Below are 26,988 nucleotides of genomic sequence, written 5' to 3'. Positions count from 1 at the left end.
GTCGGAGAGGAACGTGGGATGTCAGTACATGTGTCATCGCCCCCGAGGGCGGCTTACCGGTGGCGGTGGGTGGCGCTGGCGGCGTTGCTGCTGGCCGAGGCCATGAATCTGCTGGACTCGACGATCGTGCAGGTCGCCACACCGGCGATCCGGGCCGACCTGGGCGGGTCGGGGTCGGACATGCAGTGGTTCAGTACGGCGTACACCTTGCCTTTCGCCCTGCTGCTGATCACCGGGGGCCGGCTGGGTGACATCGCCGGTCGGCGGCTGGTCTTTCGGATCGGTGTCGCGGGGTTCCTGGCCGCGTCGCTGGCCTGCGCGCTGGCGGACTCGGTCGGCGCGCTGATCTGCTTCCGCGCCGTGCAAGGCGCCGCGGCCGCGGCGATCATTCCGCAGACCATCGGCCTGATCCGCGCCATGTTCGACGGCGAGGAGATGTCCAAGGCCTTGGGCAGCATCGGTCCCGTCATGGGTCTGGCCGCTGTCTGCGGGCCCATTCTCGGTGGCGTGCTGACCCAGGCCGACCTGTTCGGCTCGTCATGGCGGTCGACGTTCCTGGTCAACGTCCCGCTCTGCGTCGCCGTGCTGGCCGTCGCGCCGACCCTGATCGAGGACCACGCGCCGCGGCGGCCGAGTCTCGACCCCACGGGCACCGCACTGGCGATGCTCGGCACCGCCCTGATCGTCTACCCCCTGATCGGGGCCGGGACGGCGCACGTGTCGACGGGGAACTGGGTGGCCATCGGCATCGGCCTGGCGGCCGTCTTCGGCTTCGGCCTGCAGCAGCGACGGCGAGCCAGGCTCGGCCGCAGTTCGCTGGTGGAGACCAGCCTGTTCGCGCACCGCGCCTTCCCGGCCGCGCTGATGACGTCCACCCTGTTCTTCGCGGTGACGACCGGGCTGATGTTCGTCGTGGTCCTGCACCTTCAGCTGGGAGTCGGCGCCGACGCGCGCACCGCGGGCCTGACCATGACGCCTTGGTCGGTATGCCTGGCGGTGTCGTCGTGGGTGGCGGGCGCGTATCTGGTTCCTCGCTACGGGCGGCGGGTGATGTTCGCCGGACTCGCCACGCTGGGGGTGGGCATAGTGGCCGCCATCGCCGTCTACCACGCGGCCTCCCCCATGGCCTACCTCACGCCGTTGCTCGGCGCCCTGGGAGTCGCGGGTCTCGGCGTCGGGGTCTTCACCCCGTCGTTCTTCACCGCCGCGCTGAAACCGCTCAAGCCTCAAGAGATCGGCTCAGCCGCCGGCTTGCTCAACGCCGTCCAGCAACTCGGCGCCACGCTCGGCGTCGCCGTCCTGGGCAGCGTCTACCTCAACGGCTCCACGGCCGGCTCGCCTGGTGGCGCGATCCAGGTGACCTGCTGCGTCGCGGGCGGCCTGCTCGTGGCGAGCTTCCTCTCCGCTGCGCTTATGACGGGGGCCGAGCCGCAGTTACAGGATCTTCATCCCGGGAGTAAAGATGCCCTCCTCGATCTCGACTTGTGACGCAGCGTGATGTACCGATCGCCGTTAGGATTCTCGGCATGACAACCCTCCAGGAGCTGGAGATCCGGGTGACGCGCCTCGAAGAGCGCTCGGACAACCAGCGAGAAGACATCCGGGTCATCGGCTCAGAGGCCTCCAAGATCCTTCTGACTCAGGACGAGATCCTGAAGGTCCAGCGTACGCACACGCAGAAAATCGACGTACTGGACGAGAAGTTCGACAGGCTAGACGAGAAGGTCGGCAAACTCGCCACGGTGGTGGGCGGGCACAGTGAGACACTGGCCGGACACACTCAGACACTGGCCGGACACACCCAGACACTGGCCGGACACACCCAGACACTGGCCGGACACACCCAGACGCTAGCCGGACACACCCAGACGCTAGCCGAGCACACCCAGACGCTGGCCATGCACACTCGGATGTTCGAGACGCTGTTCGCCCACTTCGGCATCCCTCTCCCCACCGAAGAGCCCCAGCACAACTAGTGCAGCGACCACGATGGCAGGGCAGTTCGCCACGCGACCGTCCCGATGCCCGTGACGGTCCGTGGTGGCTGGGGTCCTTTTAGCGGAATACCCCTTCGGGGAACAGGAAGAAGACGGCCCGTCGCGGCACAGGCCCTCTGAAGGGATGCCTCCTCCGGAGGAGGAGAAGAAGACGGCTCGCCGCGACATGGGCCCTATGGAGGGATACCCCTCCGGGGGAGCCGAGGAAGACGGCCCGTCATAGCTGGGGTCCCCATGGAGGGATGCCCCCTTCGGGGGAGAGGAAAAACGGATAGCCGGCTTCGTCTTTTGGTGCCCGGGGCCGGGAGGCCCCGGGCGGCAGGTCGGCCCTTACTTGTCGGAAAGCTTGTGGCCGCGGAAAATCGGATGGTCGGTCTCCCAGTATCGCCAGCCTTCGACTCTCGATGGAATGTCGGCGATACCGGTGGCGATTCTGACCTCGGCACAGTTGTGGAGCCGGGCCCACTGACCCCAGCCGATGCGGTAACCGAAGACGCGGTACCACATGTTTCCGTACTTGCCGTCGTGGATTGTCTGCGTGTAGTCGTGCCCCGTGAAGATCATGTGCCTCTTCTCCAGGTGTGGCGTGACCTCCCTGGTGAGCGCGCGCAGGATGTCCTCGGTGGTGACCGTGCTGCCGATCGTCTTGGCGACCGAGTCGCTGACCGATTTGGTCTTGATCTTGTCGGCCTCCACGAACGCGAGCACCTCATACTCGTGGTGGACCGAGACGGTCATCGAGCCGCCGGGACCATCGGTGTACCTGGTGCGAGGAATGAAGAAGTTGTGGGGTCTCAGAGAGTGAGCCCTGACGAAGGTTCCCGGCTCGCAGCCATTCCCGCTGTCGGTCAGAACTGGCTTGTGGAACCTATGGAAGAAGTGGTGGTTGCGGTGGAACCGATGATCCGGCAGCGGATCCGCGTTGGCCGGGGTGGTCGTGATGCCCGCAAGCGCCACGGACAGAGGGGCCGCCACGGCCAGCATCATCCGTCTTCTGGCCCGCCACCTCGCCGGGCGGGTCGGTATGCCTGTGGCGTCGGCTCTCGGAGTGTGCGTGAACATAGAGGTACCGTTTCTTTTGGAGCGCGGCCAGCGGTCGCGGCTAACCCATTGGCCGGAAGACGGCCCATTCCTGCCCGCTGAGCAACCCAGCGTGACGATAAAGATGCTTACAGTCACAGCCAGGCTCCCCTCGACGCCACGCCGAAAGGGACTTCCCCGGACAGGGAAAGCAAAGGTGAATAAAGCCTCAGCATCGACTGTCTCGGTTCGGGAGGACACGGCACCAGACGCGACTCGGGGGCCACGCCACCACTACGACAGCCGCTGTGCCTTGCTCAGCAGCCGCTGCGCCACCACCACCAGCGCCAGGAACGCCCCGCTGACTACTTGCTGAAAGGCCGATGTCAGGTTCCCCACCTGGTTGATCAGGCTCTGGATCACGCCCAGCAGCAGCACTCCCGCCACCGTCCCGGTGATCCCGCCCGCGCCCCCGGTCAGCAGGGTGCCGCCGATGACGACGGCGGCGATCGCGTCCAGTTCCAGGCCGATACCCAGGATCGTCACCCCGGACGAGAGCCGTGCCGCGTTCAGCGCGCCGGCGAGGCCGGCCAGCAGGGCCGACATCACGTACACGGTCACCTTGGTACGCGCCACGGGCACGCCCATGAGCGCCGCCGCCTGCTCGTTGCCGCCGATCGCGTAGACGTTCTGCCCGAAGCCGGTGCGTTGCAGCAGCACCATCGCGACCAGCGCCAGCGCCGCGGTGATGTATACGGGGTACGTCAGTCCGAGCAACTCTCCCTGCCCCAAGGCCGCGAAAGCGGGATTTTTCACCAAATAGGTGGTTGCACCCTCATCCGAGATGGCGAGCATCAACCCCCGCACACCCAGCAAACCCGCCAATGTCACGATAAAAGGAGCCATACCGGTGCGAGCTATGACCAAGCCCTGCAGCAAGCCGACAATCCCGCACGCGCCCAGCGGCAGCGCCAGCGCCACGAGCAGGCCGTACTGCGACCCATAGGCCGCCAGCACCCCGCCCAGCACGAACAGCGACCCCACCGACAGGTCGATCCCGCCGCTGATGATCACGAACGTCATCCCGATCGCGATGATCGCCAGGAACGACGACGAGACCACCACGCTGGCCGCGTTCCCCGCCGTGGCGAAGGAGTCGAAAGCCACGCTGCCCACGATCACCAGCAGCGCCAGCACCATGAGCGCCCCGTGCTGCTGAAGCACCCGGCTCACCTGCTCACGTCGCAAAGAAGCAAATGAAGCGGAAGAAGCAGAGGTCATCGGTTCGCACGCTCCCTGGTGGCGTAGACGGCGGCCAGGATGATGACCGCCTGGACCATCTGGGTCCACGACTGCGGCAGATTGTGCTTGATCAACGTAGCCGCGAGCAGTTGCATGAGCAGCGCGCCCATGACCGTGCTGAGCACCCTGATACGCCCGCCGGTGAGCGGCGTGCCGCCGACCACGACGGCGGTGATCGCCGACAGCTCGATGAACAGGCCGAGCGACGTCGGGTCACTGGCCTGCAGGCGGGCCGTGGCCAGCACCCCGGCCAGCGCGGCGAGCAGCCCGGAGATGACGTACACGATCAGCAGCACCCGTTTGACCGGCAGCCCGGACAGCTCGCTGGCCGACCGGTTGCCGCCGATCGCGACGACCTGGCGGCCGAACGTCGTGCGCCGCACCACGAACAGCACGATCAGCGTCAGCCCCGCGGCGATCAGCACGATGACCGGGATCCCGGCCATCGAACTGCTGCCCAGCGCGATCAGGTCCGGGTTGCGGAACTCCACGAGCTGCGGCACCAGGACGTTGGCGATGCCGCGTACGCCCACGAGCAGCGCCAGGGTGGCCACGATCGGCTGGACGCCCACGTAGGCGACCAGGGCCCCGCCCGCCGCGCCGACAATGGCCCCGCCGAGCACGGCGACGATCAGCGCGGGCAACGCGCCGTACCCCAGGTAGAGGGCGACGAGCGCGGCGGCCAGCGCCATGACCGAGCCGACGGACAGGTCGATGCCCTGCGTTCCGATCACCAGCGCCATGCCCAGCGACACGATCACGATGGGCGTGACCTGGACGAACTGGGTGCGGAAGTTCGAGGCGTCGAGGAAGTGCGGTGTGAACAGCACGTTGAACAGCAGCAGCGCCAGCACGGCCGCGTACACGCCGTAGTCCTGCACCCAGGCGAAGATCCGCGGTTTGAGGTCCGCCATCCCCCCGCTCCGAGGGGCCGGTTTCGAAGCGAGCTCAGTCATCAGGTCACTCCACGGTCATCCGCGATCGTTGCCATGATCCTCTCCTCGGTCACCTCGTCGCCGGTCAGCTCCCCGACGACCGCGCCCTCGCGCAGCACCAGGATGCGGTCGGCGCCCTCGACCAGTTCCTCCAGGTCGGAGGAGATCAGCAGCACGCCCAGCCCCTCCTCGGCCAGCTCGTCGATCAGCGCCTGCACCTCGGCCTTGGCGCCCACGTCGATGCCGCGGGTGGGCTCGTCGAGCAGCAGCACCTTGGGGCGGACGGCCAGCCAGCGGGCCAGCAGCACCTTCTGCTGGTTGCCGCCGGACAGCTCCGACACGAGCTGGTTCGGCGAGGCCGCCTTGATGCGCAGCCGCCGCATGAAGATCTCGACCATCCGGTCGATCTTCGCGTCGGACACCACGCCCGCCCTGGCCAGGGCGGGCAGGGCGGCCAGCGCGATGTTCTCGCGGACGGACAGGGTAGGGACGATGCCCTCGGCCTTGCGGTCCTCGGGCAGCAGGCTGACGCCCGCCCTGATGGCCGCGGTGGTGGAGCCGCCGCGCAGCGGCAGCCCGGCCACGAGCACCTGCCCGCCGTCCAAGGGCATCGCGCCGACGATGGCCTTGGCGGTCTCGGTACGGCCGGCGCCGAGCAGGCCGCCGAGACCCACGACCTCGCCGGGCCGTACGGACACGTCGATCCGGTCCAGGACGTGCCGCCGCGTGAGGCCGCGCGCCTCGACGGCCGGTGGCTCCTGGCCGTCGGCGGCGCGGTGGCGGTCGCGGGAGAACCTGGTCAGGCCGTCCGCTTTGACATCGTTCAGGTCGCGGCCCAGCATGAGCGAGATGAGCTTGAGCCGGTCCAGCCCGGCCAGCGGCCCGGTGTGCGCGACGCGGCCGTCGCGCAGCACGGTGACCCGGTCGCACACCTGGTAGAGCTCGTCGAGCCGGTGGCTGACGTACATGACGGCGATGCCCTCGTCGCGCAGCCGCCTGATCACCCCGAACAGCGTCTCGACCTCGCGCGGTTCCAGGGAGGAGGTGGGCTCGTCCATGATGACCACGCGAGCGTCGACGGCCACGGCCCTGGCCAGGGCGACCATCTGCTGGGCGCCGATGCCGAGCGTTCGCAGCGGCCGCCGGACGTCGGTCTCGACGCCGTAGCCGGACAGGACGCGGGCGGCTTCGGCGTACATCTTCGTGGCGTCGATGACCCCGAATCGGCCGCGTGGCTCGCGGCCGAGCAGCAGGTTGCGCGCGACACTCATCATCGGGACGAGGTTGACCTCCTGGTAGATGGTGGAGATCCCGGCGCGCTGCGCGTCGAGCGGCGTGCCGAAGGCGGCGGGCGCGCCGTGGTGGCGCAGCTCGCCGCCGTCGGGATGGTACACGCCGGTGAAGACCTTGATCAGGGTGGACTTGCCGGCGCCGTTCTCCCCCACGAGGGCGTGCACCTCGCCGGGGAGGAGGGCGAGATGCACACCGTCGAGAGCGAGTACGCCGGGGAAGCGCTTGCTGATCCCCTTCGCCTCGAGAACCGCTGCCAACTCAGTACGCCTCACCGAGGGAGTCCTTGGCGTTGGACGTGTCGTAGTCGCGGTCGGAGATGATCACCTTGTCGGGGATGGCCTGGCCGTCGAGGAACTTCCGCGCGGTCTCGAAGGCGAGCGGCCCGAAGCGGGGGTTCGACTCGATGACCGCGTGCAGCCAGCCGTCGGCGATGCCCTGGACGGCGCTGCGGGTGCCGTCCACGGACACGATCTTGATGGTGCCCGCCTCCTTGCCCGCGCCCTTCAGGGCGGTGACGGCGCCGAGCGCCATCTCGTCGTTCTCGGCGTAGATGCCGTTGATGTCGGGGTTGGACTGGATGAGCTGCTCGGTGACCTGCTGACCCTTCTCGCGGGCGAACTCACCGGTCTGCTCGAAGGAGATCGTGATGCCGGGGGCCTTCTCCTTGATCCGGTCCTTGAACCCGTTCGTCCGCTCGGTGGTGACGTTGTTGCCGGGCGCGCCCAGCAGGATGGCGACCTTGCCCTTGCCGGAGAGGGCGTCGATCATCCGGTCGGCGGCCCGCTTGCCCTGCTCGTAGAAGTCGGAGCCGATGAAGGTCAGGTAGTCGCTGCACGCCTTGGCGTTGATCTTCCTGTCGACCGTGATGATCGGTACCTTCTTGGCCGCGGCCTGCTGGAGCACCGGCTCCCAGCCGTCGGAGTTCAGCGGCGCGATGACCAGCAGCTGCGCGCCCTGGGCGATGAGCTGCTGTACGTCGGTGATCTGCTTGGAGAACTGCGACTGGGCGTTGGTGACCTTGAGATTGGCGATGCCGAGCTTGGCCGCCTCGTCCTTGATCGACTTGGTCTCGGCGATGCGGAACGGGTTGGCCTCCTTCTCCGACTGGGAGAAGCCGACGGCGGCCGTCTTGAGGTCGAACTTCTTGCCGCCGAACTGGTCGAGCGTGCACGTCGGCCCGGCCGTGCCGCTGGGGCTCTGCACGACCTGCTGCCCGGCCGTGCTGGTGGCGGCGGGCGCGCTCTGCGGCTCCTCCGCCTTGGCGCAGGCCGACGCGGTCAGGAGTACGGCCAGCGCCAGGCAGGCTGTCCGGAGATTCATGGGGGTTCCTTCCTATCAGGCGCAGGCCGGGCTGATCTGCCCGGTGAGCGCCCGGTTGGCGGCGCTGACCCGCTCCACGTCGGGCTTGGTGACGGCTCTGTCGTAGGTCATGAGGCCGTTGAGCTCGGTCTCGACGTCGGTGGTCTGGGTGTAGATGGCGGCGCTGAGCTGGTCGCAGGCGTGCAGCTTCTGGAGTTCCTGGATCATGCCGACGTAGCGGGTGGTGAGGGCCGCCGGGTCCGGCTCGACCGCGTAGCCCCAGCCGCCGCCCGACCAGGTGTGGCCGATGAGCGGGAGTCCCAGGCCGCCGTACTCGCCGATGACGACCGCGCGGGTGCCGGTGGGCTTTCCGGGGACGCCGGGGCCCGGGTAGATGTGGTAGTCCTTCACGTCGCCGTTGCCGCCGTCCTGGGCGCCGCAGCAGTTGATGCCGCTCATGTTGTCGACGAGGCGCGAGGGGTCCCAGCTCTTGACCAGGTCGGCGATGCGCGCCTGGTCGTACTGGCCCCAGCCCTCGTTGAAGGGCACCCACATGACGATCGACGGGACGCTGCGGTGCTGGTCGACCATCTCCCGCAGCTCGGCCTCGAACTGGGGCTTGTCGCTGGTCCTGAACATGGCGGGCATGTCCTGCCAGACGAGCAGGCCCAGCTTGTCGGCGTGGTAGTACCAGCGGTCGGATTCGACCTTGGTGTGCTTGCGTACGGTGTTGAAGCCGAGCTTCTTGGTCTGCGTGAGATCGTACTTGAGCGCCTCGTCGGTGGGGGCGGTGTAGATTCCGTCTGGCCAGAAGCCCTGGTCGAGGGGGCCGAGCTGGAAGACGGGCTGGCCGTTGAGCAGCATGCGGTTGTTCTTCAGCTCGATGGAGCGCATCCCGAAATAAGACGAAATATCGTCCTTCTTGGTGCGGACCTTCAGGTCGTACAGGAAGGGCTTGTCCGGCGACCACAGCTTGGGGTTCGGGACCGGCAGCCTGAGCTCGGTGCCGACGGGGCCGGTCACGGTGCCCACGACGCGGTGGCCGTCCTTGGCGACCACGGTGGCCGTGCCCGCCGCGCCCTGGACGGTCACGCGCAGCGCCTGGCCCGCGACGTCGGGGACGGTGTCGACCCGCTCGATGTGGTCCTTGGCGACGGGCTCCATCCAGACCGTCTGCCAGATGCCGGAGACGGCGGTGTACCAGATGCCGCTCGGGTCGAGCCGCTGCTTGCCGATCGGCTGCGCGCCGGAGTCGGTCGGGTCGGCGACGCCGACGACGAGCTCCTGCCGGCCGCCGCGCTTGAGCGCGTCGGTGACGTCCACGGTGATGCGGTCGTAGCCGCCCTTGTGCGTGCCGACCTGCTTGCCGTTGACGTAGATCGTGGCGTCCCAGTCGACCGCGTCCAGGTGCAGGAGCAGTCGGTCACCGCTCCACGAGCGCGGCACCTCGAACGTCCTGCGGTACCACATGCGGTCCTCGTGGCGGCCGATGCCCGACAGCTGCGACTCCACCGGGTACGGCACGACGATGCGCTCGGCCAGGTCGCGGCCCGTCGGGGCGGCCTCGCCCTGCTTGGCAACGGCGAACTGCCAGACGCCGTTGAGGCTGCGCCACCTGTCCCTGACCAGCTGAGGGCGGGGATACTCGGGCAGCGGGTTCTTCCGGTCGACGTCCTTGGACCAGCGGGTGCTGAGGATGTATGTGGAGTCGTTGAGGACGTACGCGTACGGGAAGGCCGCCACCGGCGTGCCGTCGGCGTAGCTCAGACCGGTGCCGTCGTAGGTGGCGCGGAGTGTGTTGCCCGCCTTTGCCGGAACCGGATATTGCAGCTTAAGCACCACCGTGTCCCGATTTTTCAGGGCTGTGGAGGCTATAGGCCATTTGGTGCCGGCGACCGTCAGCGCCAGGTGGTCGGTCAGGGTGGTCGGCAGCGAGCTCAGGGGCTTGGCGAACGTCAGCGTGGCCAGATCACCGGAGGCGCCGACCGACGCGGCCGCCGGTCCGGGCGGGTCGAACCCGTCCGGCAGCGTGAACGCCGTCGCCGGGACCGCGGCCTTCGGCTGGCTGGGGCTCTGCCAGCGCAGGTGCAGGTTCGCCCCGCCGAAGTGCTCGAAGTACTCGACCTTGACGTCGTAGTCCTTGCCGGCCTCCAGCACGATGGGGATGCTCACCTGCTCCCTGTCCCAGTCGTCCACCCAGTGGTCGATGACGGCCTTGCCGTCCACCCAGAGCCGGAAGCCGTTGTCACCGATGATCGAGAAGGTGTATGTCTCGGAGTACGCGGGCCGGATCTTGCCGGTCCACCGGACGGTGACGTCGTCCTCCCGGCCGGCCAGCAGCTTGAACACGGGGTTGAGATCGCCCTGTTCGAGGCTCGGATCCACGACGCTGGCCTTGAGCTCGCCGAAGTCGAACGCGCCGGGCGCCGAGGCGAGGTAGTAGTCGCCGCGCAGCCCGTGCCGTTCGGCCGCGGCGCCCGCGGGGGTGGGAACCTGCCATAACACGGCCAGCAGCACGGCGATCATAGCCGCGAGTGACTTTCGCACGGAGTGTCCTTTCACGCTGGGGGGCGGAGGGAGCAAGCGGAGGACCGCGGGATGACGACCGGACAGACAAGACGCATGGCATGTCCTTCGATCAGGATCGGACAGGTTATGACCCTGCCTGGCTCCCAAATAAGCACCGATGGACCGAGCCGGTCAAGATTTCCGATCAAATTCGTTCTCATATGATCAGAGGTGAGCCGGAGTTGAGCATTCGACTATGATCGGGACGTGAGCGACACGCAGAGCGACGGCCGACGGCCGGTGTTCGCCGCAGAACGCCGGCAGCGCATCCTCGAATTGGTGCGCGCCAACGGCGCCGTGTCCTTGCGCGAACTCGCCCAGTCCGTGCACTCCTCCGAGGTGACCGTCCGCCGCGACCTGCGCGCGCTGGAGTCGGAGGGCCTGCTCAACCGCCACCACGGCGGTGCCACCCTGCCCGGCGAGCTGTCGCGGGAGGCGGGCTACGCGCACAAGGTCTCGCTGGAGTCCGCCGAGAAGGGCGCGATCGCCGACCTCGCCTCGGCGCTGGTCGAGGACGGCGACGCCATCGTGATCGGCCCTGGCACCACCACGCAGGAGTTCGCCCGCCGCCTGACCAGGCACGCCGAGCTCGCCGTGGTGACCAACTCCCTGCTCGTCGCCCAGGTTCTGGCCGGTTCGCCGCGGATCGAGGTGATGCTGACCGGCGGCACGCTGCGCGGCTCGATCCTGGCCCTGGTGGGCAGTGCGGCCGAGCACTCGCTGTCCGGACTGCGGGTGCGCCGGGCGTTCATCTCCGGCAACGGGCTCACCGCCGAGCGCGGCCTGTCCACGCCCAACATGCAGGTGGCGGGCGTCGACCGGGCGCTGGCCGCGGCGGCCGAGGAGGTCGTGGTGCTGGCCGACCACACCAAGATCGGCGTCGACACGATGGTGCAGACCGTCGCCGCCGAGCAGATCGACCACCTGGTCACCGATGAGGGCGCCCCCGGCGACGTGCTCGACGAGCTGAGCGGCAGGGGCGTCAGGCTGCACGTCGCCCGGATCTGATCGAATGTGACACTTCTGTTACTGGATTGTTTCCTACCGCGACCACGATCGAGGCGGAGGCAACCGTGCTACAGGTGGCTGGAGTTCTCAAGACGTTCCAGGGCGTGACCGCGCTCGACCACGTCACGCTCTCCGTGCGCCCCGGCGAGGTGCACGCGCTGATCGGCGGTAACGGCGCCGGCAAGTCCACCCTGGTCAAGGTGCTCTCCGGCGTGTGCCAGCCGGACGCGGGCCAGCTGCGCTACCTGGGCGAGCCCGTCAGGTTCGGCAGCCCGGCCGAGGCCAGGCGGGCCGGCATCGCCACCATCCACCAGGAGACGAACCTCGTCCCGACCATGAGCATCGCCCGCAACCTGCTGCTCGGCCGGGAGCCGCGCGGCCGCCTCGGGCTGATCGACTTCACGGCCACCAACGCCAGTGCCGAGCGGATCCTGGCCGAGTACGGCCTGCGCACCGACGTCCGTAGACCCCTGGGCACGCTGGGCGAGGGGGCCAGGCAGCTCGTGGCCCTGGCCAGAGCGGCCACCGCGGACGCCCGGCTGGTCATCATGGACGAGCCCACCTCGGCACTCGAACACGCCGAGCTGGAGACGCTGTTCGGCGCGGTGGCCCGGCTGCGCGACGAGGGCCGCTCGGTCGTCTACGTCACCCATCGGCTGGAGGAGCTGTACGAGGTCTGCGACCGCGTCACCGTGCTGCGTGACGGCCGCGTCGTACACACCGGCCCGCTGGCCGGATTGGATCGCCTCCGGCTGGTGTCGCTCATGCTCGGCAGGCCGTTCCACCCCGTCCAGGAGCCGTACTCCGCTGCCCAGCCCGACGAACCAGGCGACGACCCCGTCCTGGAGGCGAAGGGGCTCACCCGCCACCACGTGCTGGACGGCGTGTCGCTGGCGGTGCGCGCGGGCGAGGTCGTCGGCCTCGGCGGCCTGCTCGGCGCCGGACGCAGCGAGACCGCCAGGGCGATCGCGGGTGTCATGCCGGTGGACGCGGGCCAGGTGACCGTGGCCGGGGCGGCGGCCCGCAAGTGGTCGATCAGGAGCGCCATCCGCGCCGGCGTCGGCCTCGTGCCCGAGAACAGGAAGACCGAGGGCATCATCCCGACCCTCTCGGTGCGCGACAACATCGCCCTGGCCGCGCTCCCCCGACTGTCCCGCGCCGGAATCGTCTCCGACGCGCAGATCGACGGCATCGTGGCGACCTTCATGAAGCGGCTCGGCATCAAGGCCGTCTCACCCCGGCAGCCCGCGGGCGAGCTGTCGGGCGGCAACCAGCAGAAGGTGCTGCTGGCCCGCTGGCTGGCCATGCACCCCAAGGTGCTGCTGCTCGACGAGCCGACCCGCGGCGTCGACGTGGCCACCAAGCTGGAGATGCAGGCGCTGCTCGACGAGCTGGCCGTCGACGGGCTGGCCATCCTGCTGATCTCCTCGGACGTGGCCGAGCTGGCGGGCAACTGCGACAGCGTGGTGGTCCTGCGCGACGGCGCGATCAGCGAGCAGCTCAACGGCGCCGAGGTGACCGAGGATCGGCTGCTCGCGGCCCTGGCGAAGGCTTAGCTCCCCGCCAGGCGCTCAGGCTTGGTGGCCACGATGATCGCGTACCCCATCTCCGGCGTTTCGATGAGCCGGGCCACGAACGACGGTGGCTTGATCACGCCGTCGTACTCTGGGAACTCCTCACGCAGTCCGGCGATTCTCTCGACGATGCGATGCAGTGTCGGAGACATCGTGTGTTCGGAGATGTCGATGATCTCTCTCAGCGCGAGTCTTGAATTGCTGCGCGCACGGGGCCATGCTCTGCGTCGTACTCGACACCAGGATCGGCTCGCCCACCTACGGCGAGCACATCGCGGTCGAACTGACCGCCGAGAGTAGGAAGGCCCTTTACGTCGCGGAGGGGCTCGCCGCCGGATTCCTCGCGCTGACGAAGGAGGTGACCGTCTGGTATCTCTGCTCCAGCCTCTATTCGCCGAGCACGACCGTGTCCATCAACCCGCTGGACCCGGAGCTGAACGTGCCCTGGCCGCGGGAGCACGAATTCATTCTCTCCGACATGGACAGGACCGCTCCTTCCCTGCGCGAAGCCGAGGAGCGCGGGCTGCTTCCGCTCTATCGCGATTGCCAGGCCCGATACGCGGAACTCGACGCGACGGCCGATGCTTGTCCATGATTCTCGGCATCCGAACCGCCCTCAGCGAACGCGCCGTTCACGCGCCCCTCGTGCGGGAGTCCGGTCCGGAGAGCGGGAGCACACTCAGTACACCGAAATGTGCGGGTGGTCGTAGTGGTTGGCCGTGGTGCCGCCGCGGTCTGACATCGTGCGCCAGGCACCGGTCCTGGCGTGCCAGATCCGCTGGCGGTAGATGATGTACATGATGCCCAGCCGCTTGGAGTTCTTGATCGCCCAGGCGGCGATCTCGTTGCCGCGCGCCACCTCCGCGGCCGTCGGCATCGAGCCGCCGCGACTCAGCATGAAGTCGCATGCCCTCCCGAGCGGGTGCTCGCCGCCGTCCTGGATCGCCCGGTAGCAACCGATTCCATTGGGTACGGCGAAGCGCTCCTTCACGAGGGTCTTGACCAGGCGCATCCGGGGAGTGATGTTGTCGGAGCCCCCGGGAAGCTGCGGGACCCAGGTGCCGTCCGACCGCCGGACGCCGGGCGCCTGGTAGAGCTTGTCGATCTTGTCCTTGATCTTCTTGATCAGCTGCTCGGCCTTGTCCTTGCGTTTGCCGAGGTCCGCGACCTGGTCGCCGAGCTCCTTGGCGCGGGCGGCCGCCTCCCCTTCAGCCTGCTTGCGGTCGTCCCTGACCTTGGCGAAGCCGGCCAGCCTGGCGCTCTGCTGGTCGACCAGGTGGTTGGAGAGCGCGAGGCGGCTCATGAGCGCGGAGGGGTCCTCGTTCGCCGAGAGCATGGTGGCGGGGCTCGGGGGGCCGCCGTTGGTGTACTGGGCGACGGCCATCAGCCTGAGCTCGGCCGACTCTCGGTCATAGACCTCCTGGGCGGCGGCCAGCTTGTCCTGGGCGGCCTTCTCCGCCTTCTCGGCCTTCTGGTGGGCGATGCGGCCGTTGTAGTACTCGGTGATCAGCTTGTCCGACTGCTTCCCCAGGGCGGCCAGCTCCTTCTTGAGCTGCTTGATCGTCGGCTTGGGGGCCGCGTGCACGGGCGTGGCCAGGCTCACTAACAGGAACACCGCCGTGATCATCGCGGTGAGCGCGTTGGTGAGGATCGGACGGCGCCGCCGGTCGGCGGGGCATGCAACCGCCACACTTCTCCTTCGCCCGAACTGCGGGGCCCAGAAGTACGCCCCCTATCCGAGGCTAGATAGTAGGGGATCACCTGTATCGGTCGGCAAATCAGCAAATTTTGGTATGGGCGAAATGTCGGGCGGTGGGGCGGCAAGCGGGCGCTTGGGCGGGCTCGCGCGGTACAGCGGTCTCCGTAGTACAGCGGTCTCCGCGAACGCCTCGCTGCCGGCGGGCGGCGCGGATCACGGCTTGTCGATGTCCGGCGGAGGACAGGACGACGTGTGCGAGGACCGCGCCCGCCTGGCTCTGCGGACGGCCCAGTGGCGGCCGAGCAGCGCGGAACCGGGGACCAGCACGGAGCCGAGCAGGCCGCTCCCGAGCCCGAGACCGAGGTCGACGTCGAGCAGGCCGTCCTTGCCCTTGAGCACGGGTACGTCGATCGACACCTTGACCGAAACCGAGACCAGCGGCCCGGCGGCCTTGGTCGGAGCGGGGGCCTGGGTGTCCGGGGGGCTGGTGGTGGCCGGGCGGGCGGAGGGCTTGGGCTCGCTGGTGGCGGGCTTCGTCGGCGACGCCTGCTTGGTGGGCGGCTGGGTGGTCGGTTTGGAAGTGGCGGGTGCGGAGGTGGCTGGGCGCGTAGTCCGCGTCGGCTCCGGCCTGCGGGTGGGCTCCTGCGAGCGGGTACGGGTGGGCTCCTGCGAATGGGTGCCGGTGGGCTCGGTGGGCTCGGTCTGGTCCCCGGTGACCACCGGGTCCGCGGCGTCGGTGGTGGGCGGGGGGCTGGCGAGGTCGCTGGGCACCGGGGTGCGGATGGACGGCTCCGCGGTACCGGATGGCGTGGGGATCAGGGCCGACTCGGCGGGCGCGCTGACCGGCGGGAGCCCGGCGAGGCGCTCCGCCGGCGCGTCGTTCCAGATCACGAACGCCGACGCCACCGCGGCGGCGGTCGCGACCACCAGGCCGCCCGTCACCGCGAACTTGGTCACCGGCGCGAGCGCGCTGCTGAACAGGCTCGTGCCGCCGTTCCCCGACGTGGGCAGCGGCCGCGACAGAGGTAGCAAAGAGGTCAGCGGGACGGTCAGCAGGCCGAGCCCTGCGCGGCCGCGTACCTCCCAGCCGGTGCCGTAGGCGGAGTCGGCGACCTCCTCCAGCTCCGCCAGGAACGCCTCGGCCGACTCCGGCCGTTCGGCGGGGTCCTTGGCCAGGCCGTGCCCGACCAGCGCCCGCATCGGCTCCTCGATGTCGGCCAGCGGGGGTTCGGCGTGCTGGTGCTGGTAGGCGAGGGCGGCGAAATTGTCCGCGATGAACGGCCGGTGCCCGGACAGGCACTCGAAGAACACCACGGCCGCCGCGTACACGTCCGACGCCGACCCCGCCGGGGCGTCCGCCCACTGCTCGGGGGCCATGTAGGAGGGGGTTCCGGCGAGTGGGGCGTTCTCGCCGGTGTGGGCGGCGACGCCGAAGTCGACGAGCTTGCTCTGGCCGTCCTGGGAGACGATCACGTTCTCGGGCTTGAAGTCACGGTGTACGACGCCGTGCCGGTGCGCCTCGGCCAGCCCGAGCAGGGCGCCCTTCAGTACGGCCAGCGCCGCCTCGGGGCCGGTGGCGCCCGCGTGCTGCAACAGGCGGCGCAAGGTGATGCCGTCCACCAGCTCCATCACGATGCAGGCGTCGTCGTGGCCTTCGACGTAGTCGAGCAGGCGGGCCGTGTGCGGGCTGTCGAGCTCGCGGATCAGCCCGGCCTCGGCGCGGAAGCGTTCGACGAACAGCTCGTCGTCGCGTAATCGCGCGGCGAGGTGCTTGATCGCCACAGGCGTCCCGTCGGACGTGCGTAACGCGAGCATCACCCGTCCGGTCCCGCCGTGTCCGAGTTCCCGAATTTCGGTGTAGCCGGGAACATCCATCGGGGGGACCTCCAGAGACGGATAAAGATCCTTTCACCCGACGCTATCCCGTGGTAACACCCCGTGTCGAGAGTGCTACCGGCCTCTGCCTCAATCGGTATTTTTACTACTTCTCATAGTAGGTCAGGCAGCTGGAATGGAGGGGCGCGGCGAGGAGGCGGGGACGTCAATAGGTCAGGCGGCCGGAACGGAGGGGGTCTGGGCGAGGAGGCGGCGGATGTTCCGGGCGGCGGTGCGGCCTGCACGGTTGGCGCCGATCGTGCTCGCCGAAGGGCCGTAGCCGACGAGTTGCAGGCGCGGCTCGGCGATCACCTCGGTGCCGTCCACCCTGATCCCGCCCCCTGGCTCGCGCAACCGCAGTGGGGCGAGGTGGTCGAGTGCCGAGCGGAAGCCGGTGGCCCAGATGATCGTGTCCGCTTCCACGTACCGTCCGTCATCCCAGCTCACCCCGTCGGCGCTGATGCGGCCGAACATCGGCAGCCGCTCCAGCGCCCCCTTGGCCAGCGCCTGCCGGACGACCGGCGTGTACCCGAGCCCGGTCACGGCGACCACGCTCTGCGGCGGCAGCCCGGCGCGTACCCGCGCCTCGACCAGGGCGACGGCGTCGCGGCGCGCGTCCTCGCCGAAGTCGTCCAGCGGGCGGAACACGGGCGGCCGGCGGGTGACCCAGAGCGTGCTCGCGGCGAGGCCGGCGATCTCGGAGAGCACGTGCGCGGCCGAGGTCCCACCGCCAACGACGACCACCCGCCGCCCGGCGAACTCCTCCGGCCCCCGGTACGCCGCGTAGTGCAGCTGACGGCCGCGGAAGGAACGCGCGCCCGGATAGTACGGCCAGTACGGGCGGGTCCAGGTGCCGGTGGCGTTGACCACGGCCCGCGCCGCCCACTCCCCCGCCCCGGAGGTGACGAGGAGCCGCCCGCCCTCCCCCGGCGCCACGGCCGTCACCTTGACCGGCCGTAGCACAGCGAACCCGAGCTCCCGCTCGTAGTCCGCGAAGTACTCGGGGACGACCACGGCGGCGGGCCGCCGCCCATCGGCCCCGGACAGATCAGCCCGACCAGCTCCGGGCGAGGCGGCGACCGGTGGATCGGAGCGCCGTGCACCGGGAAGGTCGAAGATGCCGTGCACTTTGTCCATGGTCAGCGACGGCGACCGGTGCCGCCATGCCCCGCCCGGCCCGTCGTCCGCGTCCAGCACCAGCGGCTCGAAGCCGAACCGGCGCAGGAAGTACGCGCTCGACAGCCCGGCCTGCCCCGCCCCGATCACCACGACGTCGATCTCGTCCACGTACGGATGCAACCGGCGAACCCCCGGCGCTCTTCCCGGAACGAGCGCAGCGTCCCGGGAAGAGCGATCGGGGCCGCGGCGGCCGCCCCCGCGTCACCATCGCGGCCCCCGCCGGTCGAACCCCGCCCCTCGGCAGGGCCGCCAGTCATTGGGCCCGCCAGACCGTCAACCCATCAGACGGCAAGCCCGTCAGAGGGCCGTCCCGTCAGAGGGCCGTCCCGTCAGACCGTCGATCCATCAGAAGTCCGGCCCGTCAGACGGGCGGCGGGACGGTGTGCAGGCTGCGCGGCGTGACCGAGCGCGCCAGCCGGTACGCCGCCGCGGCGTCCACGAGCCCCGCCCCGGTCGCCCCGTCGAAGCTCTCCCCCGCGAGCTCCCCCGTCCCGCTCTTTCCGTCGACGACGTCCCGCGCCGAGGCCCTGAGCAGCGCCTTCACCAGGTCGGGCGACAACCCCGGCTGGACCTGCTTGAGCAGCGCGCACACCCCGGCGATCTGGGGCGCGGCGGCGCTGGTGCCGCTGATCACGCTCCAGCCGTCGTCGGGCGCGGTGCCGTCCTTGACCGGGTAGCCGGGACCGGCCAGCGAGGAGTCGATGACATCGCCGGGCTCGGTCGGCAGCATGATGTAGAGCGCCCTGGGCTGCCGTCCGACCAGCCCGCAGACGTCGGGCACGTGCCGGCCCGGATAGATGAGGCTGTCGAAGCTGCTCGCATAGTCGGACGCCTCCATCTTGAACTCCCCGTTGACCTGCGTCTCCTCCACGTACACGCCGCCCGCGGCGATGACGTCGGGCATCATCGCGGGAAAGGAGATGTGGCCGTTGCCCGCGGAGAAGCAGACCGTGATGCCGCGCACCCGTACGGCCTCCAGCACCGCTAACTCCAGCGGCCGCAGGAAGTTGGGCAGCCCGGTGAGCCCGTTGAGGTCGTAGCCCCAGCTGTTGGTCAGAACGGCGGGCGACAGGTCGGCGGCGGTCTTGAACGCGAGCGTGGCGTTGCCGCCCATCTTCACCCCGACGAAGTCCACGTCGCGCGCGCAGGCGAAGATGTTGGCCGCCTCGGCCGTGCCGTGGCCGTACTCGTCGTGGTCCACGCGGGCGGCGTCCGGCGCGAGGGTGGCGTTGTAGTTGTAGCCGTGATGCGGATAGAAGGGATGCTTGTAGAAGCCCGTGTCGACCATGGCCACGAACACCCCCCGGCCGGTCACCCCCCGCTCGTGCACGTGGCAGGCACGCAGGAGGAGCCCGACATCGTCCGGCACGCGCAGGTGGTGATAAGAGACCCTGGGCGGCAGCGGCGAGCCGTAGAACTGCGGTGGCGCCTGCGGGTAGGCCCGTTCGACCAGCGGCTCCAGGTCGGCGGGCAGCGTGAACGGGACCCCGGACACATGCGAAAGATAGGAGACTTCATCACCCGGCTCGGCGGCCGGCGCGCCGCGCAGGGTGTGCGGCCTGACGGCCACGCGGGTGTTGAACGTCTCCTCCCACAGCCGGCGCGGGCCCTCCGCACTGATGGAGAACGTCCCGACGTGCCGGACGACGAACCCTCTGCGCTGCAGCGCGAGCGCGGTCTGCGCGGCCCGCTCCGGCGGCGGCATGAGGTCGTCCAGACCCGCCGCCTGTACGGCCGACGACTCGGCGAACATGGAGGCCCGGCCCGGCGGCCGCACCACTGCCTCGAAGTGGACGGTGGACTCGCGGCGTTCGATGATCGTGGTCATGCTTCCCCCTCGGGGCATGTCAGTGGGTCAGTGCAGGTCGGGAGGCCCGGCGAGATGGATCCCTGTGACAAGTCCCCGCAGTTCGCGAGGGATGGCGGGCTCAGGCAGGCCGAACGTCCGCTCCCAGACCTCTTCCGGTGCGCTCACGCTGATCGTCGGGCCGAGGTGCAGAACGCGCAGGCCGAGCCGGCTCAACACGGCCGCCGCCTGGTGCCGTCGTCCCGGCACCGGCTCCACCTCGGCGGAGATGACCCGGTGCTCCGGGGACGCGTCCGTGAAATCCGGCATGTCCCCAGAGTCGGGTCCGTGAGCGAATCCGGCCTCAGGTGACGGCTGAGGGCTAACCCTCAATGCTGAAAGCTGACAACGCTGAAAGCTGACAACGCTGAAGGCTAACCCTGAATGGGGCTCCTGCCACGGGCCAGAATTCGCTCGGCCCTCGCCCGGCAGGCGTCGGCCGACTCCTGCTCTACCAGCACCTCGTACGCCTGCGCGAGGTCGAGCAGGGTGCCCGCGACGTCGGGATGGCCACTCCCCAGCACGCGCTCGGTGCCCGTGAGCGCGCTGCGCAGCAGGTCCCGCGCTTCGGCGGCCCGGCCGTCGGCCAGCATGGCCTGGCCCAGCCGGCGGACGCCGAGGTGGACGTGGGCGTGGTCGTCGCCGTAGGCGTTTCTGAACACCTGGATCGCCCGCTCCTGGTGGTCCCTGGCCAGCTTCGGCTCGCCGGTGTCCAGGTAGACCAGGCCGAGGTTGGTCAGCGGCATGCCGACCTCGCCGTGGCCGGGGCCGTAGCAGAACTCCAGGATCGACAGCGCCCGCTCGTGGCTGACCCTGGCCTCCTCGAAGTGGCCCGACAGGCGCAGCGCGTACCCGAGCTTGTCGAGCGTGTGGGCGACCTCGGGGTGCTCGTCGCCGTACACGGCGGTGAGCATGGACGCGGCCTGCTCCTGCAACTTGACGGCCCGTTGCGGGCGGCCGGTGTCCTGGACTATCAGCCCCAGCCCGGACAGGGTGTGCGCGACGTCCGGGTGGTCGGGGCCGAGGATCGTCCGGGCGGTGGCCAGCGCCTTGGTCAGCCATTCCTGGCCGGCGCGCAGGTCGCCGGCCGTCCACGCGGCGAAGCCCAGCTCCCGGCTGACGCGGGCGATCTCCCTGCGGTCCGGCTCCTGCCGGGCGGTCAGGATGGCCAGGGCGCGTTCGAGGGTACGCCTGGCCTCGGGCAGGCGGCGCTGGCAGACCAGCACGTTGCCGAGCCGTCGCAGGACCCGGGCCACGGCTGGGTCGTCGCCGCCCAGGGCGCGTTCGGCCAGCACCAGCGCCTGTTCCTGGGCGGCGCGGGCGCCGTTGACGTCGCCGGTGAGCTCCAGCAGGTTGCCGTGGTCGGACAGCACGGCCGCCAGGTCGGCGTCGGCGCCCGGCTGGCGCCTGACGAGCCGCAGCGCCAGCTCGAACAGCTCCTGCGCCCGCTCGAACGCCGCCCGTACCGTGAGGTAGTGGCCGGAGCCGCAGAGCATGCGCGGCAGACCGGGCACGGCGATGTCCGCGCTGTCGGCCTCCTGGCCGAGGTGGATGACGTCGGGGATGACGCTGTCCCAAGTGCGCCAGGTGGTGGGGTTCTCGGCGTCGGCGGGCACGACCGAGCTCAGGATTTTGACGGCGCAGGTCACCCAGGTACGCCGTTCCTCGTCGGGCAGCCTGGCCCAGACCGCCGCCTTGACGAGCGGATGCATGCGCAGCCGTCCCCTGTCGCGCTCGACGAGCGAGTGGCGCAGCAGGTGGGCGATGGCGTCCTGCAGGGCCAGCTCGTCCTCGACCGCGTCCCTGAGAGCGGGCGGCAGGACCTCGGGCATGGAGTCCAGCAGGTCGAGCGAGACGCCGCCGGGGCCCAGCGTCGCGCACAGGTGCAGCAGCTCGATGGCGACCGGCGAGGCCTGCGCGACCCGCTCGAAGGCAAGCTGCCAGACCGTGGCGAACGCCTTGTCGCGGGTGAGCAACTGGTCCGCCCGGCGGCGGAACAAGTCGCCGTACTCATCCAGCTTCATGCCGGTCTGCTCGCTGTAGGCTGCGGCCTGCTCCAGCGCGAAGGGCAGGTCACCGAGCTGCTCGGCCAGCGTCCAGGCACCGCTGGTCCTGGCCACGCGGGTGGACAGGAAATCGACTGACTCGGCCCGGGAGAAGGAGCCCACGCGCACGCCCACGGCCAGCTGGCCCCAGGCGGGGTTGCGCGAGGTCACGATGACGTGCCCGGCCCGCAGGGACGACAGGAACGCCTCGATCAGCGTGCCGTCCTCGACGTCGTCGAGGATGAGCAGCCAGCGGTCCATCCCGGCCAGGCGCTCGGCCAGCGCGGCCAGGATCTCGCCGCGATCGGCCTGCTGACGTACGCCCAGGCGCAGCGCGAGCTCCGCCAGCACGCTCCAGAAGGCCACGGGCTCGGCGGCCTGCGCCTCCCAGACCACGTCGTAGTCGGCGGCGTGCCGGTGCGCGTACTCCAGGGCGATCTGCGTCTTGCCGGTGCCGCCGAGCCCGTGCAGCGCCACCACCCGGGGCGGCGGGCGCGTCGTCGGCTCGGTCAGCGCGCCCTCGATCTCGGCCAGGATCGTCTGGCGGCCGGAGAACACGTGGTTGCGCGAGGGCAGGTTGATGATCCGCCGCGGCGGGGCGTCCTGGCGCGGCGGCGGGGCGGGGCTGCCGTCGAGTCCCGGATCGTGCAGCAGGATCGCCTGGTGGGTGGCCTGCAGCGCCGGGGCGGGGTCCACGCCGAGCTCCTCGGCCAGGATCCGGCGGACCCGGTCGTAGACGTTCAGCGCGTCGCCCTGCCGCCCGCACCGGTAGAGCGAGCGCATGAGCTGGGCGACGGAGCGCTCGCGCAGCGGATGCTCACTGACGCGCTGCTCCAGCCGCGGCAGCGCCTCGGCGTGCCGTCCCAGGGCCAGCTCGGCGTCGGTCCTGCCCTCCTCGGCGCTGAAGCGTAACTCCTCGAGCCTGATGGCGTCGCACTGCGCCCACGGCTCGGTGGCGAACTCCGTCAGCGCCGGACCGCGCCACAACTCCAGCGCCTGGCTGTACAGCGCCACGGCCCCCGCCCAGTCCTGCTGGGCCAGCGCGCGGGCGCCCTGCTCGACCAGCCGCTCGAAGCGGAAGGCGTCCACCTTCTCCGGCTCGACGACGACGCGGTAGCCGGAGCCGTAGGACTGCAGGATGTCGGCGCCGTTGAGCGCCTTGCGCAGCCGTGACACGTGCGCGTGCAGCGCGCTGAGGGCGCTCTTGGGCGGTGTCCCGCTCCAGACGTACTCGATGAGCTGGTCAGAGCTGAGGACCTCACCCTGGTGGAGGAGGAGGACTGCGAGAATGGCCATCCGCTGCGGTCCGCCGAGCGCGACGGAGTCGCCCTCGATCAGGACGTCGAACGTGCCCAGAATCCGGATGTCCACGCCTCTCCTCTCCTCTTGCCTGCGACTGTAACCCGGTTCAGATTGGGCAGACAGGCAGGAATACACAGCCAAGGAGCCCGGCGCCATGGCGAACATCGACGAGATCATCGGCCAAGCCCCGCCCCGAAGCATTTGGGAGGCCGTCTGGCCCCAGCGTGAGAGCTACCACCCGTCGCCGTCCGACTGGCGGGACGAGGTCATCTATTTCCTGCTGCCCGACAGGTTCAGCGACGGCCGCGAGCACCAGCGCGAGCTCGTCGAGCGGGCCCGGCCGGCGAGCTCCCGCCCGGCCGGGTGGATGTGGAACCAGTGGGCGGCCTCCGGCCGGGACCGCTTCCAGGGCGGCACCCTGCGGGGGGTCATCTCCAAGCTCGGCTACCTGCGCGAGCTCGGCGTGACCGCGCTGTGGATCGCGCCCGTGTGGAAGCAGCGGCCCGTCACGACCGTGGACGGCGTCCCCGCGCCGGACGACCCCCACGGCTACTCCATCCAGCACTTCCTGGACGTCGACCGCAGATTCGGCACCCGCGAGGACCTGGTGGAGCTGGTCGGCAAGGCCCACGAGCACGGCATCCGCGTCATCCTCGACATCCTCATCAACCACAGCGGCGAGAACTGGGACTACGACCTCGGCACCCCGGGCTCCCCCCAGTACGTGGTCCGCCCGCCGTACGCGGGCCGGGACGGGAAGCTGCCGTTCGGCGCCTGGCGTGACGGCACCGGGGGGCGCCTGCCGCACGGCACCGCGCCCACCGAGCCCGACCACGGCGTGTGGCCGAGCGAGCTGCACGACCCCGACGCCTACACCAGGGCGGGCGGCGACGGGCTCGGCTGGGGCCAGGGCGGCGACGACGAGCCGGACGCGCCCTACCGGCGGGCCGACTGGTTCAGCCGGGACCTCGACCAGTCCAAAGAGCTCCAGACGCTCATCCGGATCTGGACCTACTGGATGGCACTCACCGACATCGACGGCGTGCGCATCGACACGCTCAAGCACGTGCCGCCGCGCGACGCCACGCTGTTCTGCGGGGCGCTCAGGGAGTTCGCCGACGGGCTGGGGAAGGCGAACTTCCTCATCGTGGGAGAGGTCGGCGGCGGCGACACGATCGAGGAGCGGTACCTGGACCTGATCGGGCGCAATCTGAGCGCCGTCCTGGAGACCGGCGAGACGCGGCGGCTCCTGCGCGATGTCGCGCTCGGCCGGGAGGACTTCCCCTTCCCCGACGCCGTCGAGGAGTTCTTCCGCAGGTTCGCCACGCAGGGGGTCTCTCATCGCTCTCTCGGTTCCGTCTACGTCTCGATGGTGGACGATCACGACGATCTGTCGATCGATCCCCAGCTCCGGTTCGGCGCGCTGACGCCACCGGGCCACAGTGAGCCCGATCCCCGCCAGGTCACGGTCGGGGTGGCGCTGTTGCTGTACTCGCTGGGCATCCCGTGCCTCTACTACGGCATCGAGCAGGGGCTGACGGGCCCGGAGGAGAGCGAGCGGGGGTGGCTCATGGGCGAGGGCTGGGGCCGCCGCGAGCTGTCGGGGGATCGGTATCTGCGGGAGGCCATGTTCGGGCCGGAGCATCCGCGCAAGGCGGGCGCCGCCGGGCGGCCCGCCGATGGCGAGTCGCCGACCGCGGCGCACCTGTTCGACATGGATATGGTCGGGTTCGGCCCGTACGGCACCACGGGCCACCACGTCTTCGACCAGGACAACGAGATCTACCAACGGATCAGGATGCTGCTGGCCGCGCGGGCGGCCCACCGGGCGCTGCGGGCCGGGCGGCAGTACCTGCGCAGGCTCGGCCGGGCCGACGGCGGCTACGCGCTCCCCCGGCCCGGCGACGTGCTGTGCTGGTCGCGCGTACTGGCCGGGACCGAGGTGGTCTGCGTGGTCAACCCGAGCCTGACCGAGACGCGCGGCGCCCTTGTCGAGATCGACGGCGCCCTGAACGCCCGCACGCAGGAGCTCACCGTGGTCGCCAACACGGCCGAGATCGGCGGGGTGACGAAGCACCCGCTCAGGTCGGCCGTGACCGTGCTGCCCGGCCCGGGTGCCTCGCGCCACATCGAGCTGCAGGATCTGCCTCCCGCGTCCGCGCTGGTCCTGACGAACCAGCCCGTCAACTAAATCCGGCTCAACCAGAAAGGTGGTCCGCCAACCGCATCGCCAAGGCCGTGAGCGTCAGCGAGGGGTTCGCGGCCGGCGATGTCGGGAAGACCGACAGGTCGCAGACGTAGAGGTTGTCGTGCCCCCACGCCTTCAGGTCGGGGTCGACCACGCCCATGCCGGGGTCCTCGCTCATCCGCAGCGTGCCGACCTCGTGACCGACCGCCCCGAGATCGGCGGCGAACGGCTCCGAGGCCGCCGGGTCGCCGCCCATGATGCGGATGATCCGGCCGCCGATCTCCCGCACCGCGGCGAGGTAACCGGGGATCTCGACCGGCTTCATCGTGATCACCGGCCGGCCGGTGTCCGGGTCCAACTCGACGGTGTTGCCGTCGAGCAGCGGCACCGAAGGGAAGAAGACGATCTCGCAGTCCATCCTGGAGACGTCCGCGTGCGCCGGGACGGCGTCCTCGTCCACCCGGTACTGGTTGAGCCCCACACCCATCTCCACCACCACGTTGAGCGGCATCGCGCCGACCGAGCCGCGCAGCAGGATCTTGACCGAGTCGTGCGCGGCGTACCCGGGCGCGTCGCTCGGCAGCGTGAACTTCCAGACGTACGTGGGGTGGTCGGTGATCCCCTTGCCGACCCACTCGTTGTCGACCCGCGCCCGGCGGGCCAGCACGGCGCTGCCCACGGTGCCGGCCGCCATGATCACCCGCCCGCCGTCGGCCACCCGGAACACCCGGTCCTTCCCGGCGATCAGGTCGCGGGCCCGCACGGCCGCCACCCTGGTCCGGCCGCCCGAGCGGTCCCACTCGAACCCGACGACCTCGTGGTTGAGGTTGACGTGCAGGCTCTTGTTCCAGCCGTCGCGCAGGCGGTCCTCCATCAGCAGCGCCGCCGTCGAGAAGATCCCTGAGGGGATGCCCAGCCGGTGCGCCACCGAGTTCTCGGCCGCCACCTGCACCTCGTGCTGGCGGAAGCGCTTCATCTGGGTGCGGAGCAACTCCTTGATCGTCCTGCGGTAGTCGCTGAGCGTCGGGCGCGTGCCGTGCATCAGATCGGTGGCCTCGTCGTACCACTCGGTGCGCAGTTCCTCGCGGACGCCGCGCGGCCACGACTCGAACTCCCGCCCGTCCATCTTCGGGATCAGCGCCCCCCAGAAGACCGACTTGCCGCCCAGGCAGAACGCCTCGGCGACCTGCATCCCGGACGAGCTCGTCCGGTAGCGCGCCGACCGGTACTGGTACCACAGGCCCCAGACGGTCCGGTCGGCCTCCGCGCTGGAGCTCTGCTGCCTGGGCATGTTGCCGACGTGGGTCGAGAACAGGTACCCGCCGGCCTCCAGCACGAGGATCTGCGGCATCCGCCCGCCCTTGGCCGCGGCCATCCTCGTCAGCTCATGGGCCAGCACGCCGCCGCCCATGCCGCTGCCGACCAGGATGTAGTCGTACACCACGGCCTCGTCCAGCATGGGGGCGAAGTGGCGGCGGGCCGGGAGCGGGTTGGTGACGATGATGTCGTCACGGGTCGGGAACAGCTCCGACTGGGTGCCGGTCATCGTCTCGATCCGCTCGCCCGCCGCGATGTCCGCGGGCCAGGCGGTACGGTTGCCGTCCAGCGCCTCCCACGCCCCGTCACAGTGGAACTTGAACTCCACGGCCGTCCCGGCGGGCGGCCTGTCGAGCTCCACCCGCCACTCGTCCGCACCCTCCACATAGCGGCAGGGCACCCGGGCCCGCCAGCCGTCGAGGCTGCTGAACACCCCCAGCCTCGCGTCGGGACGGATCGCCCCGCCCCTCAGCACGATCGTGAACGTCTCCCCAGCCATGCAAGCCCCCTCGCATGTCGCGCTAAATCTCCCGATGCTGGT

General features: G+C 70.0%; 20 protein-coding genes. 6 read left to right on the top strand and 14 right to left on the bottom strand.

Annotation, left to right across the window (positions count from 1 at the left end; translation table 11 throughout):
- Positions 1 to 18: 18 nt before the first annotated feature.
- Together AB0J16_RS22995 and AB0J16_RS22990 are read left to right on the top strand one after the other, a co-directional pair.
- A complete protein-coding gene (locus AB0J16_RS22995; RefSeq protein ID WP_358542708.1) occupies positions 19 to 1,488 on the top strand; it encodes an MFS transporter in 1,470 nt (489 codons plus the stop codon).
- A gap of 38 nt (positions 1,489 to 1,526) precedes the next feature.
- A complete protein-coding gene (locus AB0J16_RS22990) occupies positions 1,527 to 1,976 on the top strand; it encodes a hypothetical protein (protein ID WP_358542705.1) in 450 nt (149 codons plus the stop codon).
- Positions 1,977 to 2,327: 351 nt separating this feature from the next.
- Here the strand turns inward: AB0J16_RS22990 and AB0J16_RS22985 are convergent, their stop codons facing one another.
- The 6 genes from AB0J16_RS22985 to AB0J16_RS22960 form a co-directional block, all read right to left on the bottom strand.
- A complete protein-coding gene (locus tag AB0J16_RS22985) occupies positions 2,328 to 3,176 on the bottom strand; it encodes a hypothetical protein (protein ID WP_358542702.1) in 849 nt (282 codons plus the stop codon).
- Positions 3,177 to 3,311: 135 nt separating this feature from the next.
- Complete coding sequence (locus tag AB0J16_RS22980) at positions 3,312 to 4,217, bottom strand: ABC transporter permease (RefSeq protein WP_358542700.1); 906 nt, start codon at positions 4,215 to 4,217, stop codon at positions 3,312 to 3,314.
- Positions 4,218 to 4,294: 77 nt separating this feature from the next.
- Positions 4,295 to 5,233, bottom strand: a complete 939-nt coding sequence (locus AB0J16_RS22975) for an ABC transporter permease (RefSeq protein WP_358542698.1) — start codon at positions 5,231 to 5,233, stop codon at positions 4,295 to 4,297.
- A gap of 41 nt (positions 5,234 to 5,274) precedes the next feature.
- A complete protein-coding gene (locus AB0J16_RS22970) occupies positions 5,275 to 6,819 on the bottom strand; it encodes a sugar ABC transporter ATP-binding protein (protein ID WP_358542695.1) in 1,545 nt (514 codons plus the stop codon).
- The gene (locus AB0J16_RS22965; protein WP_358542692.1) at positions 6,806 to 7,867 is read right to left on the bottom strand and encodes an ABC transporter substrate-binding protein; all 1,062 of its coding nucleotides are present in this window, start codon (positions 7,865 to 7,867) and stop codon (positions 6,806 to 6,808) included. Before AB0J16_RS22965 ends, AB0J16_RS22970 begins: the two co-directional genes overlap by 14 nt.
- A gap of 15 nt (positions 7,868 to 7,882) precedes the next feature.
- Complete coding sequence (locus AB0J16_RS22960; protein WP_358542688.1) at positions 7,883 to 10,393, bottom strand: PA14 domain-containing protein; 2,511 nt, start codon at positions 10,391 to 10,393, stop codon at positions 7,883 to 7,885.
- A 228-nt stretch (positions 10,394 to 10,621) separates the two neighbouring features.
- On the opposite strand from AB0J16_RS22960, the gene AB0J16_RS22955 reads away from it, so the two are divergent.
- Both AB0J16_RS22955 and AB0J16_RS22950 read left to right on the top strand, forming a co-directional pair.
- Positions 10,622 to 11,422 carry a DeoR/GlpR family DNA-binding transcription regulator gene (locus AB0J16_RS22955; protein WP_358542685.1) on the top strand — a complete coding sequence of 267 codons (801 nt, stop codon included), beginning with the start codon at positions 10,622 to 10,624 and terminating at the stop codon, positions 11,420 to 11,422.
- Between the two features lie 74 nt (positions 11,423 to 11,496).
- Positions 11,497 to 12,978 (top strand): sugar ABC transporter ATP-binding protein, encoded by a 1,482-nt coding sequence (locus tag AB0J16_RS22950; protein WP_358542683.1) that lies wholly within the window; start codon positions 11,497 to 11,499, stop codon positions 12,976 to 12,978.
- Here AB0J16_RS22950 and AB0J16_RS22945 read toward each other — a convergent pair.
- Positions 12,975 to 13,148, bottom strand: coding sequence for a hypothetical protein (locus AB0J16_RS22945; protein WP_358542680.1), 174 nt, complete (start codon positions 13,146 to 13,148; stop codon positions 12,975 to 12,977). The genes AB0J16_RS22950 and AB0J16_RS22945 overlap by 4 nt on opposite strands.
- Positions 13,149 to 13,189: 41 nt before the next feature.
- On the opposite strand from AB0J16_RS22945, the gene rfbC reads away from it, so the two are divergent.
- Positions 13,190 to 13,591: a dTDP-4-dehydrorhamnose 3,5-epimerase gene (gene rfbC / locus AB0J16_RS22940; protein ID WP_358542678.1), complete on the top strand. Its 402-nt coding sequence runs from the start codon at positions 13,190 to 13,192 to the stop codon at positions 13,589 to 13,591.
- Between the two features lie 84 nt (positions 13,592 to 13,675).
- On the opposite strand, the gene AB0J16_RS22935 is transcribed toward rfbC, so the two are convergent.
- From AB0J16_RS22935 to fxsT, 6 genes are all read right to left on the bottom strand, one after another.
- Entirely contained in the window at positions 13,676 to 14,686 is a 1,011-nt protein-coding gene (locus tag AB0J16_RS22935; protein ID WP_358542675.1) for a hypothetical protein, read from the bottom strand.
- A gap of 222 nt (positions 14,687 to 14,908) precedes the next feature.
- Positions 14,909 to 16,570, bottom strand: a complete 1,662-nt coding sequence (locus AB0J16_RS22930; protein ID WP_358542673.1) for a protein kinase — start codon at positions 16,568 to 16,570, stop codon at positions 14,909 to 14,911.
- 174 nt (positions 16,571 to 16,744) lie between these two features.
- A complete protein-coding gene (locus AB0J16_RS22925; protein ID WP_358542670.1) occupies positions 16,745 to 17,857 on the bottom strand; it encodes an FAD-dependent oxidoreductase in 1,113 nt (370 codons plus the stop codon).
- Positions 17,858 to 18,110: 253 nt separating this feature from the next.
- Positions 18,111 to 19,577 (bottom strand): S8 family serine peptidase, encoded by a 1,467-nt coding sequence (locus tag AB0J16_RS22920; RefSeq protein ID WP_358542667.1) that lies wholly within the window; start codon positions 19,575 to 19,577, stop codon positions 18,111 to 18,113.
- 27 nt (positions 19,578 to 19,604) lie between these two features.
- On the bottom strand, positions 19,605 to 19,865 hold the full coding sequence (locus AB0J16_RS22915; protein WP_358542665.1) for a hypothetical protein: 261 nt from the start codon (positions 19,863 to 19,865) through the stop codon (positions 19,605 to 19,607).
- A gap of 104 nt (positions 19,866 to 19,969) precedes the next feature.
- Positions 19,970 to 23,011: an FxSxx-COOH system tetratricopeptide repeat protein gene (gene fxsT / locus AB0J16_RS22910; RefSeq protein ID WP_358542663.1), complete on the bottom strand. Its 3,042-nt coding sequence runs from the start codon at positions 23,009 to 23,011 to the stop codon at positions 19,970 to 19,972.
- An 85-nt stretch (positions 23,012 to 23,096) separates the two neighbouring features.
- Here fxsT and AB0J16_RS22905 point away from each other — a divergent pair, with 85 nt between their 5' ends.
- Entirely contained in the window at positions 23,097 to 25,133 is a 2,037-nt protein-coding gene (locus tag AB0J16_RS22905; RefSeq protein WP_358542661.1) for an alpha-amylase family glycosyl hydrolase, read from the top strand.
- Between the two features lie 7 nt (positions 25,134 to 25,140).
- Here AB0J16_RS22905 and AB0J16_RS22900 read toward each other — a convergent pair whose 3' ends face one another.
- Positions 25,141 to 26,946: a GMC oxidoreductase gene (locus AB0J16_RS22900; protein ID WP_358542659.1), complete on the bottom strand. Its 1,806-nt coding sequence runs from the start codon at positions 26,944 to 26,946 to the stop codon at positions 25,141 to 25,143.
- Positions 26,947 to 26,988: the final 42 nt, after the last annotated feature.

The sequence above is a fragment of the Nonomuraea sp. NPDC049750 genome (assembly GCF_040659625.1).
Taxonomy (GTDB): Bacteria; Actinomycetota; Actinomycetes; order Streptosporangiales; family Streptosporangiaceae; genus Nonomuraea.
Note: the sequence above shows the minus strand (reverse complement) of the source record. Positions and strands in the feature narration are given on the sequence as shown.

Coding starts and splice junctions, on each gene's coding strand:
- AB0J16_RS22995 (WP_358542708.1), top strand. CDS start 19: ATGTCAGTACATGTGTCATCGCCCCCGAGGGCGGCTTACCGGTGGCGG.
- AB0J16_RS22990 (WP_358542705.1), top strand. CDS start 1,527: ATGACAACCCTCCAGGAGCTGGAGATCCGGGTGACGCGCCTCGAAGAG.
- AB0J16_RS22980 (WP_358542700.1), bottom strand. CDS start 4,217: ATGGTGCTGGCGCTGCTGGTGATCGTGGGCAGCGTGGCTTTCGACTCC.
- AB0J16_RS22975 (WP_358542698.1), bottom strand. CDS start 5,233: ATGGCGGACCTCAAACCGCGGATCTTCGCCTGGGTGCAGGACTACGGC.
- AB0J16_RS22965 (WP_358542692.1), bottom strand. CDS start 7,867: ATGAATCTCCGGACAGCCTGCCTGGCGCTGGCCGTACTCCTGACCGCG.
- AB0J16_RS22945 (WP_358542680.1), bottom strand. CDS start 13,148: ATGTCTCCGACACTGCATCGCATCGTCGAGAGAATCGCCGGACTGCGT.
- AB0J16_RS22930 (WP_358542673.1), bottom strand. CDS start 16,570: ATGGATGTTCCCGGCTACACCGAAATTCGGGAACTCGGACACGGCGGG.
- AB0J16_RS22920 (WP_358542667.1), bottom strand. CDS start 19,577: ATGACCACGATCATCGAACGCCGCGAGTCCACCGTCCACTTCGAGGCA.
- AB0J16_RS22915 (WP_358542665.1), bottom strand. CDS start 19,865: ATGCCGGATTTCACGGACGCGTCCCCGGAGCACCGGGTCATCTCCGCC.
- AB0J16_RS22905 (WP_358542661.1), top strand. CDS start 23,097: ATGGCGAACATCGACGAGATCATCGGCCAAGCCCCGCCCCGAAGCATT.
- AB0J16_RS22900 (WP_358542659.1), bottom strand. CDS start 26,946: ATGGCTGGGGAGACGTTCACGATCGTGCTGAGGGGCGGGGCGATCCGT.